Origin of the sequence: Adhaeribacter rhizoryzae (assembly GCF_008629685.1) — a bacterium.
Taxonomy (GTDB): domain Bacteria; phylum Bacteroidota; class Bacteroidia; order Cytophagales; family Hymenobacteraceae; genus Adhaeribacter; species Adhaeribacter rhizoryzae.
On the sequence record NZ_VWSF01000010.1, the window covers coordinates 180067 to 192635 of the forward strand.

Consider the following 12569-nt stretch of genomic DNA (forward strand, 5'->3'; position numbering starts at 1 on the left):
AGAGAATAATAATAAAAAAGCTAAGGCACAATTTCAATTTAGTAGTGGTATGAGTAAATCAAATAATTAAAACTGAATAAAGGTATGCGGCAGTTCTTTTTGAATCCGGTCTTTTTCGGTGGCCGATATAGGATTGCCGGCCAGCAACAAAGTTCGTAAACGCTTCAGTTTTTTTAATTTAATTGGCAAGTTAGATATCTGATTGTGGCTTAAATCCAGGAGTTCCAGATTTTCGAGTTTTGTTAATTCGGCAGGTAATACTTTTAGCTGATTATTCCCCAGCAGCAAGGTTTGCAAAGATTTTGCCTGACCAAGCTGCCGGGGTAAAGCAGTTAGCTGGTTAAAATCTAAAGCCAACGTTTTTAAATGCGATAGTTTAAAAAGGCTGCCCGGCACCTGACGCAATTGGTTCTGCGATACCGCTAAATCCTTTAAGGCGGCGCTATGGCCTATTTCGGTTGGTAACATTTCTAAATGATTATAACTTAAATTCAGGGTTTCCAATGCATGCATCTGGGCTATTTGGGGCGCTACCGCTCTTATTTTATTGTAATGGAGTTGCAAAACCCGCAACCGGCTTAGTTGTCCGAAACCGCGGGCAAATTCGGTCAATTGGTTGTGGCTAAAGTCGGCTTGTTCCAATTGCTGGAGGGTAAAAAATGAAGGTGGTAAATCCCGGATTTCGTTTTCGCTAAAATTTATTTCCCGCAAATACTGTAGCTTACCAATTTCGGGCGCAATGTCAGCTATTTTGTTTTTCATGGCATTCACAAACTCCAGCTTGGTTAATTGGCAAATATCTGGGGTGAAGCTATAATATTGTTGCTGCCGGATATTCAGGTGATAAACTTCTTCTTTGTGGGCTAAGGCTTCCTGTACCTGGTAAAAAGTTTTAGTTGGCGTAGACTCTATTGCTTGGGCATTAACAAGGTTTATTATGCCGCCGGTTAAAATAAAAAGGCAGGCTACTAATTTCTGAATTAAACTAACCGGTATTTTGCGTATAATTATCTGCATTATTAATTAATAAAATTCTCTCTTAGCTGAAGGAATAAATCCATCAATATTTTTTAACCATTTTAAATTATTCAAACAGCCTATTATTATTAGCTGATTACCAAAATTTATAATCCGTTAAAATTTTTTATTTAATGGATTTATAAAATTCAGAAAGGCTACAAAGCCATCGTCTGTAGCCTTTCTAATTATTTAAGGTATATTAATTTTCGGCTCTGATAATTCTTGTTGAAATTTCCTGACCCGCTACTTTCAGGCGTACCAGGTAAATAATATCGTTGGCCGTGGTGCCAGGATTAAAGCTAAAAGTATGCTCACCTTTTTTAAGCAGACCTTGGGCTAAAGTGGCAACTTTTAAACCTTTCATATTGTAAACTTCCAGCACCGCGTCGGCATCTGTGGGCATATTAACTTTTACCTGGCTGTTGTTTACAAAGGGGTTCGGATAAGCAGTAAGGTTGGCTGATACCTGTGATTTTGGACCTTTACCATTTTTACCTAAAAACTGATTTCTGGCAAAAACAATGGTAGTGGCGGTGTTAAATACCACCTCATTACCAGCCGCATCTAGGGTTACAGTTGCATTGGCACTGCTGGCGTTTTGCAGCGAAATAAAACCATATTTAAAATCGGGCGAGAAAGTAAGGCCGGTAGGTTCAGAACCCGCCGGGGTAGTCATAAATAATTCTACCTTCGGGTTTTCCGGGGTGTGGTCCGGCCGTATTACCCAAACATTGTCGTTTCCACCATCTTGTAAGGCCCATAAATTTCCTTCGCCGTCGAAAGTAAGGTTATCGATACCGGTATTCCAGTCTTCTTTTTGCGTCCCGCCGTTATAGGTAATTTCGTATTCCTGGCGAGTTACCCAGGCTTCAATTTCTGATACGGTAGCGCCATTATCTTTAAAGCGCCAGATATCGCCGGTACCTTTGGTAGTAAAATACATTTTGCCATCGGGGCCAAATTCAATGTCTTCAGGGTTACGCCAGTTAGTACCAAGCGACCGGCCAATTACATACGTATTGTTGCGGTCGGCTTTGGTTGTGTTTGGCACCTGTACCCAGGTACCAGTAGTGGCGGTTTCACTATCACGCTTCAGCACGTAAAGTTTGCCTTCCGATAAATTACCTTCTTCATCGGCCACAAATTTGTAGACACCGTTAGAACCGCCGTCCTCGGCTTGATAAATGGTTCTGCGATCCTGACTAATGGCAATATTTTCGTGGCTCATGCGGCCCATGGCCCACAGTTTATCGGGTTTGCCATCGCCGTCATAATCCATTATTTTACCCGATACCGGGTCAATTTCTACCTGCCAGCCTACATCCTCGTAACCGTCGCCATTTAAATCGGCGCGGGTAGTAGTTTCTTCGGAAGTAATAACGGTACCCCAGGGCGTAATACCCCCAGAACAGTTACGGGTAGTTTGCACCAGCGGTGAAAAATCAACTTTTCGTACGGCATCTACTACCCAATTATTCTGAGCTTCATCCAGATGCAAATCCAGGATAGATACCCCACCCGGTGTATTTTCGTGGTTGATGGATAAATAGCCTTCTTTGCTGCTGCCATTTTTACCTACAAAGGCAGTAAAATCGTTGCCAATAGGCATTAACGAACCATCGGGGTAAGTTGTTAAGCGAGATTTGGCCAGCAATTGAAAGCTATGGGTTTCAAAAGGAATTACCGTGGTACTGGTTTGCCCGGTTGGTTGTACCGAAATAAAACTACCAATTTTGTTTTTTGCAGGTACGCCGGCTTCGGCGTTCTTTTTTGTCTGGGCAACTGCCTGCTGGCTGCAAATAGCACCTGCCGTTACCATCGCTGTTACAAACAGACCTTCGTAAAATTTGTTCATAGTTAATTTGGGTTTTGCATAAAATGATTCAACGCCCAAAACAACTAAGGGTACTTTAACCTAAAGTTAGCCTAATATTATTCTATTGTTATTAAACCAGAATTAGCCTAAAATTAGTTGGTTAAGAAATAACTTCTTTGGCTTATTAACAAAAACTTAACCTATCCTTAAAATTAAGCTAACAACCCGCTACTTTCTTTGTAGAGCATCCTTCTTGTAACAACTTACTCTTTATACCAAATGATATTTAGTTTCTTGCCAAGAATTACTAAACCGTTGCGTTCGCTGCTATTAATTATTAGTACAACCTTGTTTCTGAGTGTGCTGCTTACCTCTTTTACTTCTGAACCGCAAAACCAGGAAGTAATCATAATAAAACAAACTTTTGAGCAAGATATAGCCGCGCTTCAACAACAGGCAAAGAACTTCACCAAAAAGATTAATTTATTAAAAGAAAATAAAAGTTCTTTAGCGGAGTCGCGACAAGCGTTTTACAAGGTTAAAATTGCTTATAAACAAGTGGAATACCTGCTTGAATATTTAGACCCTGAATTAGCCAAAAGCCTGAACGGCGCGCCACTGCCCAAAGTATTAATTGAAGAAGCGAATTACCTAACCGTTCCATTTGCCAAACCAAGCTTCCGGACCTTTCCTCCCCAGGGTTTACAGGTGCTGGAAGAACTATTATTCGCCGAGGATGTTTCGCCGGAAAACACGAAGGAAGCCATTGTACTGGCCTATGCCTTGGAATCAAAATTAGGTTTATTTCAGAATAGCCTCCCCAACCAATCGCTTACCACCAAGCAGCTACTCGAAAGCTTACGGGAAGAGTTGGTGCGGGTTATGACCTTGGGCATTACGGGTTTTGATGCGCCGGCGGCCGGCCACGAATTAACTAATTGTGCTGTAGCCCTGCAACCAATACTAACAGCTGTTAAATTATTTAATAAAGACGCATCTGGTGCAGGAGCAAACTATAGCCAACTAGCCGCACAAAAGCTGGAAGCAGCCATTCGATATTTAAACAAACACCCGGATTTTGACACGTTCGATCGGCTTTACTTTATCCGGGAAATATTAGATCCGGCTTATGGCGCTTTAACCAATTTGCAGGAACAAGTTTTACCCGAATCAGTTTCTACCTTAAAACCAGTTAACAATAAAGCCATTAGTTTATTTAGCCCTAATTTTCTGGAAGCCGGTTATTACGCCAAACAGGACCGGCAGGACCAAAAGCCTGAACTAATTCAGTTAGGAAAAACCTTATTTTTCGACCCGCTCTTATCCGATAATAATAAACGTTCGTGTGCCAGTTGCCATGCCCCTAATAAAGCATTTGCCGATGGTTTAACCCGAAGCCTGGCTTTTGATTTTAAAGGCACGGTAAAACGTAACTCTCCTACCCTGCTCAATGCGGTATTTAGTACTGCTTATTTCTGGGACAGCCGGGCGCAATATTTACAAGACCAGGTGCCGGATGTGGTAGTAAAAAACGATGAACTGCATGGTAATTACGAAGAAGTGGTTCGAAAATTGCAGCGAAGCCCGGCTTACAAAAAAATGTTCAAAAACGCTTTTCCGGAAGAATCAGGTAAAAGTTTAAACACCAATACCATTAACCGGGCCGTGGCTGCGTATGTCCAAAATTTAGTGGCTCTTAATTCGCCTTTCGACCAGTACATGCGCCGCGAAACCACCCAGTTTGACGAAGCGGCTAAACGGGGTTTTAATTTATTTATGGGAAAAGCCGCTTGTGGCACTTGTCATTTTGCCCCCATTTTCAACGGCACCGTTCCGCCCCGGTTTCTGGAAAGCGAATCCGAAATATTGGGCGTACCCGCTATGGCAGACTTAAATAACCCAACCTTAGATAATGACATTGGAAAAGCGGGCGTAATTCCGGCCGAAGTTTTTGAATATTCTTTTAAAACGCCAACCATACGCAATGCTGCCGTAACCGCGCCTTACATGCACAACGGTGTTTTTACTACCCTGCCCGAAGTAGTTGAATTTTACGACCGAGGCGGCGGTGCAGGGTTAGGCATGGCCGTTCCTCACCAAACCTTGCCCAGCAATGCATTAAACCTATCTGAAACCGAAAAGCAAGATTTAGTGGCTTTTATGCATTCTTTAACGGATACCACAAGCACCCAAATAATTGCCGCGCCTAAAAATTTACCTCGCCTAATGCTGCACCGAAAATTAAATAAGCGGCCGGTGGGTGGTGTTTATTAACACGCTTTAAGACTAATTAATTTTCTGTTCTTAGCTCCTTTAAAATTTAGCTAATATTTTCCGTCTCTAACCAGAACTGGCGCAAAGCATCTATTTCTTCAAAATTAAGGCCTTCTTCTACTTCGGTTTTGCTTCTGCCGTCGTCTATGTAGGTAAATTCATGCGATGGGCCATTCTCCGGGTTTAAGGTAAATGCATAAGTGTGGTTGGCGGTATTATTTACTACCACGTGGGTACCGTTTTCTAAAGTAAATTTAAGTGGAAAGGTGTTTGCCATAATTTTATTTTTTTGTAAATAAGTATACCGTTGCTTTTAAAGTCTTGGTTGATGTTTTTATGTATTTCTACGTATTATACCCATAGCAACGTTTAGCCAACCTCTGGCATTATTAAATTAGTTTTTCAAAATGACTTTAAACATTAAACTCACATGAGAAAAACTTTTGGCTGCCAAAAATTTCCGCTTGGGAGTAATAGAATATTGAGTAGTAAAAGATATAGTTATTAAGTTAAAGCCATACTCAAAATGGGGTAAGGCTTGCCCAAACTATCTAATGCCGAGCGGTTAATTACTTTAAACCCCAAATGCTGATAAAACCCTACAGCTTGGTGGTTTTGCTCATTAACATCTACTTTAGAAACACCTAAATTATTGATGGCAAATTGGGTTAAAAGTTTACCTATCCCTTTTCCCTGGACTGCCGGATTTATAAAGAGCATTTCTATTTTGTCCTCTGAAATCCCGATGAAACCTTCTATAAAACCCTTCTCATTTCTGACACAATACAAGGTTACTGCTTTTAGGTATTGGTTGCGGATTAACGGTTTAAAATAAAGGATATCTTCTTCTTTTAAAAATAGATGCGTTGCCCGCACTGAAGCCTCCCAAATATTAACCATTTCGTCGTAATCTTTTGCTTGGGCACTTTCGACTTTAATATTTGTAATTTCAGACATGTATTCTTAAAAGCTTTTATCAAATATTTAAAATATACCTTGTTTTTCTTTATAGTGCCTTATTTTCTTGTACTTAACTCAGGAAGAAACAGCACAAACATGCTATAACGCTCTTTCAATATTTAATAAGTAAAACACTTTTTCCATTTTCATTATAGTTATTCATAAATCCATTTTTAAGCTTTGCCTATAAAATAAAGCAATGCATTTTCCTCTTTTAATTTTTATTACAACTTAGAATTTATCAGCTATTAGAATTAAAGATTAGTTTTTCCATTTAGCTAATCGGCAAAAGTCTTTATAATGGATTTTTAAATTAACTATATAAATAATTATCTATATATTTATATTTCGAAAAAAGCTGGAGCAAATAAAGGCTGGTAGCCAAGCATAATATTTCAACTTAAGGCCAAAATTATCGTAACTAAATAATTTGTTCCATTCTAAATAACGAAATTCGGTAAGTAATTGAGGAAAAATCTTTTAAGTTATATTCAAAATCTCTTTAAATATTAATTTATACAATTAATTATCTTTCCTAGCTTTTAAGGCTTCAGTTTTCTTAAAATTTATTAAAATATTAATTCTTCCCAACATGAGTTCAGCGGTGCAGGTTAGTTCTAATGTAAGTTTCCCCGGTACCTCAGAAGATAGATATAGGCTTTTAATCGAAAATATCACTGATTACGCTATATTTTTATTAGATGCTACCGGCCACGTAGCCACCTGGAATGCCGGCGCCCAGCGCATTAAACAATATGAAGCAGTCGAAATTATTGGCAGGCATTTTTCAACGTTTTATACCACCGCCGATAAAGATCGCGATTATCCGGCCTTTGAATTAAAGGAAGCGCAGGCAAAAGGCAGGTACGAAGACGAAGGCTGGCGTGTCCGGAAAGATGGAACGGTGTTTTGGGCCAACGTTATTATTTCGCCGGTCTATAACCAGGAGCGCGCGTTAATTGGATTTTCTAAAATTACCCGCGATTTATCTGAAAGAAAAAGGGCCGAAGACAACTTATTTAAAGCGTACGAAGAGTTAAAAGACAGCGAAGAAAAATACCGCTTACTAATTGGCGGCGTAACCGATTATGCCATTTTTATGCTGGACCCGGCTGGCCACGTAGCCACCTGGAACGAAGGCGCGAAAAGAATTAAAGGTTACGAACCCCACGAAATTATTGGCAAATATTTTTCTAAATTTTACAGCCGCGACGCCGTTTTGCAAGGTTACCCCGATTACGTATTAAAACAGGCCCGGGCTGTAGGCCGGTACGAAGACGAAGGCTGGCGTTACCGGAAAGATGGTTCGGCGTTTTGGGCCAATGTGGTTATTACGGCTATTTATAACCCCAAAAAAGAATTAATTGGCTTTTCTAAAATTACCCGCGACCTTACCGATAAAAAACAACTCGAAGAAAAATTATTCCGGATAAACGAAGAGTTAAAAGAAAGCGAAGAAAAATACCGGTTGTTAATAAACAGTGTGCAGGATTATGCTATTCTGATGCTGAACCCCGAAGGCCTGATTACCTCCTGGAATGTGGGCGCTGAGCGCATTAACGGTTATCAGGCAAACGAAATAATTGGCAAGCATATTTCTGTTTTTTACCCGCGCGAAGCCATTGAAAACGGGTACCCGCAATTTGAGCTGGCGCAGGCTATAGAAAATGGCCGGTTCGAAGACGAAGGTTGGCGCCTCCGGAAAGATGGTACTGCCTTCTGGGCCAACGTAATATTAACGCCGGTTTATAATACAGATAAGCGCTTGCTGGGCTTTGCCAAAATTACCCGCGACTTAACCGAACGCCGCCGCAACGAAGAACTGATGCGGAAAAACTTAGAATTGGTGCGGATTAATAACGACCTGGATAATTTTGTTTACACGGCTTCCCACGATTTAAAGGCACCCATTGACAACCTCGAAGGTTTATTAATGGCTTTGCAGGAAGATTTAGGTTCCGATATAAATAAACACCAGGAGATTTTAAGTTTAATGGATTCTTCTATTATATCGCTTAAGCACGTAATTACCGATTTAGGCGATATTACCCAGGTACAGCAGGATAAAGAAAAAGCGGAAAAGGTAAATATTCCCCGGCTGATAAATGAAGTAAAAGAAAGTTTGCGCGATTTAATATTAACGCACCAAGTACAAATAATTGTGGAAACGCTGGAATTTGAAAGCCTGGTTTATTCGCGTAAAAACATTCGTAGTATTTTATACAACCTGGTATCTAACGCTATTAAATACGCCGACCCAAAACGGCAGCCCCAAGTTAGCATAAGCTCCATAATATTACCCGACAATACTTACCAGCTTTCTGTTTCGGATAACGGCTTGGGTATTGCCCCTAACCAGACAGATAAAATATTTGCCTTGTTTAAGCGCGCCCATTCCCATGTAGAAGGCTCCGGTATTGGCTTGTACCTGGTTAAAAAAATATTAGATAATTCCGGCGACCGGATAGTAGTGGAAAGCGAATTGAATCAGGGTTCAACCTTTAAGGTTTTATTCAGCCCAAAACTTAGTTTTTAACTTTCCTAGGCAATAATATTTGCTTGCATTAAATCAAAATGAAATAATGCGATTTTAATTAAAGTAAAGGCCTACCACCCAGTTCTGTCATTCAGAAGGTTGTTTACAGGCAGCCAATAAGATTCCTCCGGAATGACAATGTTGGGTAGGATGGAAAAGAAATAATTTCTCCGAAAGTTGGTTTATCTATCCGGTATAAAATTCTTATTCAATAATATTACAGGTTAGGCTACTTTTTAACAAATCTTTTAATAAGCTTTATTACGAAAAATATAATACTGCCGGCGGCTATAGAAATGAGCAAATCTGTGGCGGCTAAAGGTACTAGGTTAAAAAAGCTTTTCATAAAAGGCAGGTAAATAACGGCCAACTGCAATAAAATTGCACTTATTACTACCCCTGTCATGAGCGGATTGGTAGTAAGGTTAAAAGCCGAATGTGCCGAAGACCGCAACGCCAACGCTTGAAAAACCTGGGCAAAACCAATGGTGGCAAACAACATGGTTTGCCAGGTATGATCTGCCGGATTAGCCGGATTATAATAATACAAAGCCAAACCCAACGAAATAGCCGCAATAGCAATACCCAATAAACTTAACCGGATTATGTCGTCTTTATCCAGGGCCCCTTTCTCCGGGTTTCGGGGTGGCCTGCGCATGATATCTTCTTCGGCGGGTTCTGTTCCCAACCCCAGCCCGAGTAAGCCATCCGTTAGCAAGTTCAGCCATAATAATTGCAAGGGCTGCAGTGCTATTACTAAGCCAAAAAACGGCGCAACCATCATTACCAGCACTTTGCCAATATTGCCGGCTAAAGAAAATTTAATAAACCGTAATAAGTTATCGAATATTACCCGCCCCTCTTCTACGGCCGCCACAATAGTCGTAAAGTTGTCGTCGAGCAAAACCATATCGGCCGCTTCTTTGGCTACGTCGGTGCCGGTTATACCCATAGCCACGCCAATATCTGCTTTCCGCAGGGCTGGCGAATCATTTACGCCATCGCCGGTCATGGCTACTACATGGCCTATTTGCTGTAACGCACTTACAATGCGCAACTTATCTTCCGGCGATACCCGGGCGTAAACGGTAGTTTTATGTGCCAAATCCAATAATTCCTCGTCGGTTGCCCGGTGCAGCAACTCGCCCGATATGGTATCTGCCTGGCTGCCAAACTGTAACTGTCGGCCAATGGCAGCGGCGGTTAAAGGATGATCGCCGGTAATCATAATAGGCTTAATACCAGCCAGTTTGCAATTTTCAACGGCGGCTTTTACTTCTTCGCGCGGCGGATCAATCAGGCCAACCAAGCCCATAAAAGTAAGTTCACTTTCCAGATTACCATCTACTTGTGCATTATCGAGTTGTTTAAAGGCCAGACCCAGTACCCTTATGCCGTTTTGCGCCAGATTTGTATTTGCTTCCTGAATATTTCTTACCCATTCGGCATCTAAAGGTACCGGTGCCCCATTTACCCAAACCGAATCGCATGCGGCTAGCAGCAAATCAGGGGCGCCTTTGGTGCACATTAAATACGGCCTGTCTGGTAAAGCATTTAAAAAGTCGGCCCCGTTATTAACCTGATGCACCGTAGACATTCTTTTGCGTTCACTGTCAAAAGGCAGTTCGTTTATGCGGGGTAATACGGCGTAAAGATCTTCTTTGTATATACCCTGCCGGGCTCCGGCTACCAGTAAGGCAGTTTCGGTGGGGTCGCCTAATACCTGTTCGTCGTCGTTGTCAGCTGCGCGGTCTAAGGTTCCATCGTTGCACAATACCGCCACGGAGAGCGCCATATTAAGTTGTGCAGCAGCTTGTTCGGGTAAATCAGGGGTTTGTTCGGGCTTTAATTGTACTTGCAGGCCCGGTAGTTCAACCACCGTTAAGGTCATTTTATTTTGCGTAAGCGTGCCTGTTTTATCAGAGCAGATAACCGTTACAGAGCCCAGCGTTTCTACTGCCGGCAATTTCCGGATTAAAGCGTTGCGCTGCAGCATGCGCTGGCCACCCAGTGCCAGGGTTATGGTTACTACGGCCGGTAAACCTTCCGGCACCACGGCCACGGCAATACTTACGGCAGTCAGAAACATCGAACTGGCGGCTTCGCCCATGAGTAAGCCAATACCAAAAATCAGGGCTGCCGCCGCCACGCCTACCACGGCCAGCATTTTACCTAACTTATCGAGTTTTTCCTGGAGCGGCGTTTTCGTGGTTTCTACAGCACCAATCAGGTTCGCAATTTTGCCTAATTCGGTTTCCATGCCGGTCGCTACCGTAATGCCTATGCCCCGGCCATACGTTACCATGGTGCCCATGTAGGCCATATTTTTCCGGTCGCCAATGCCAACTTCTGCTTTTTCCAGGGGGGCAATATTTTTTTCTACTGGCTCCGATTCTCCGGTTAGGGCAGCTTCCTGAATCTTCAGGTTAAATCCTTCTAACAACCGTAAGTCGGCCGGAACAATATTGCCGGCTTCCAGATGCACCACATCGCCGGGTACCAAATCTTGCGCCGATACTTCTTTTATAATTCCATTTCGGCTTACCCGCACAATTGGCACAACCATCCGGTTCAGCGCGGCCATTGCCCGTTCGGCCCGGTACTCCTGAAAAAACCCCAATACCCCGAAAAGAACAACAATGGCTAATATGGCAACCGCTTCGGTGGTTTTCCCCAGAAAAAGCGACAGCAGCGCGGCCACAATCAGAATGAGTACCATGGTTTCGGTAAACTGCTGAAACAACAACTTCCAAGGGCTTTTCCGCCTCTTTTCAGCTAACCGATTAGGGCCGTATTGCTCCAGACGTTTATCAACTTCTGCATCCGGAAGCCCCTTGCTGGATGTTTGGAGCTGGTTTAATACTTCTTCTTTAGATTTAGTGTACCAAATATTCATCCGGAGTTTTATAATATAAGATTAATTGCCTGGTTTCAGGTTTGTATATAATTAGCAATTAATGAAGGAATAAATTAGCTTAGCCCTGGCAGGTTTGTACGTGTTTTTAAGTAATCTGTAAAATTTATGGCAAGCCTTTTCTGGTTAAGCAAATCAAAAATAACTTCTTTCGTGATAATCAGCATACCGGCAATTAATAAATTAGGTTTTTCGGACTAAATCGTACAAAATATTACCCTCGGTGTTTATCCACTATCTCATCTAAAAACAAAAAGGGGATTGCGCTCTTCTCCGCAATCCCCCTTTAATATTTTATGCCTGTAACCCGCCCTGCAATCAACTTGCGCAGGAAAGCCAAGATATCTATTTAATCTGACCCGGTAAACATCACCAGACCAGGTTAATAGCAGAATGATGCTGGTAAATTATAATTCCTTTTTACCTTCAAAGTCGAACCCTTGGGCCTGGAGCGTAACGCCCGTAACTTTCTTCTCTGCATTCCGGATAAACTTTAGCGTGGCCTGCCCGGCAGCATCAAAACTATCGGCATCTTTCAAAGGGGTTAAAATGCCTTCTTCGGAGCCTGTATTTACCGTAAGTTTTCCTTCTTTTACTGCTATTGTAATAAATTCAAAAGGTAGCCCTTCAAATTTGTATTTGCCAACGTAATGGTTCAGATCTACCGGGTCGGCAACAACCATAATATTGGCTGATTTGGCATTTGGTACTTCAGAAGTAGCAGCATAAGACCCCGATAAAGAAAGCAGGCAAGTAAAGGTTAAAAATAATTTTTTCATGGTACAGAATAATGAAAGTTTTTTAAGGGTTCTTGAATACGATAAATGAAAATATATGCGCCTCAGTAACGTGTACTAATTAGCCATTAAATCTCAATATAGAAATTATTCCGTAAATTTTACCAAATAAATATTCCAACATTGTATTGGTTCTTTCACCTTAAGCCTGAACCAAGTTAATAACACCCGAATTTGTTTAATATTAAATATTTAATCTTAAATAAATTGTGCTGACGTTTATAGTCTGGTTGCTGCAGAAGGTAATTAAAT

At 41.6% G+C, this 12569-nt stretch carries 8 protein-coding genes; 2 read left to right on the forward strand and 6 right to left on the reverse strand.

What is annotated here, in order from left to right; translation table 11 throughout:
- Positions 1–66: 66 nt before the first annotated feature.
- The gene (locus F0145_RS14420; RefSeq protein WP_150089118.1) at positions 67–1017 is read right to left on the reverse strand and encodes a leucine-rich repeat domain-containing protein; all 951 of its coding nucleotides are present in this window, start codon (positions 1015–1017) and stop codon (positions 67–69) included.
- A 202-nt stretch (positions 1018–1219) separates the two neighbouring features.
- Positions 1220–2875, reverse strand: a complete 1656-nt coding sequence (locus F0145_RS14425; RefSeq protein WP_150089119.1) for an alkaline phosphatase PhoX — start codon at positions 2873–2875, stop codon at positions 1220–1222.
- Positions 2876–3130: 255 nt separating this feature from the next.
- Between F0145_RS14425 and F0145_RS14430 the strand changes: the two genes are divergently transcribed.
- A complete protein-coding gene (locus tag F0145_RS14430; RefSeq protein ID WP_190277554.1) occupies positions 3131–5110 on the forward strand; it encodes a cytochrome c peroxidase in 1980 nt (659 codons plus the stop codon).
- Between the two features lie 46 nt (positions 5111–5156).
- Here F0145_RS14430 and F0145_RS14435 read toward each other — a convergent pair whose 3' ends face one another.
- Together F0145_RS14435 and F0145_RS14440 are read right to left on the reverse strand one after the other, a co-directional pair.
- Positions 5157–5387: a hypothetical protein gene (locus F0145_RS14435; RefSeq protein WP_150089121.1), complete on the reverse strand. Its 231-nt coding sequence runs from the start codon at positions 5385–5387 to the stop codon at positions 5157–5159.
- Between the two features lie 227 nt (positions 5388–5614).
- The gene (locus F0145_RS14440) at positions 5615–6067 is read right to left on the reverse strand and encodes a GNAT family N-acetyltransferase (protein ID WP_223816067.1); all 453 of its coding nucleotides are present in this window, start codon (positions 6065–6067) and stop codon (positions 5615–5617) included.
- A 595-nt stretch (positions 6068–6662) separates the two neighbouring features.
- Between F0145_RS14440 and F0145_RS14445 the strand changes: the two genes are divergently transcribed.
- Complete coding sequence (locus F0145_RS14445) at positions 6663–8606, forward strand: PAS domain-containing sensor histidine kinase (protein WP_150089122.1); 1944 nt, start codon at positions 6663–6665, stop codon at positions 8604–8606.
- Positions 8607–8835: 229 nt separating this feature from the next.
- Here the strand turns inward: F0145_RS14445 and F0145_RS14450 are convergent, their stop codons facing one another.
- Both F0145_RS14450 and F0145_RS14455 read right to left on the reverse strand, forming a co-directional pair.
- Positions 8836–11502 carry a cation-translocating P-type ATPase gene (locus F0145_RS14450; RefSeq protein WP_150089123.1) on the reverse strand — a complete coding sequence of 889 codons (2667 nt, stop codon included), beginning with the start codon at positions 11500–11502 and terminating at the stop codon, positions 8836–8838.
- A gap of 425 nt (positions 11503–11927) precedes the next feature.
- A complete protein-coding gene (locus tag F0145_RS14455) occupies positions 11928–12299 on the reverse strand; it encodes a DUF3471 domain-containing protein (RefSeq protein WP_150089124.1) in 372 nt (123 codons plus the stop codon).
- Between the last annotated feature and the right edge of the window lie 270 nt (positions 12300–12569).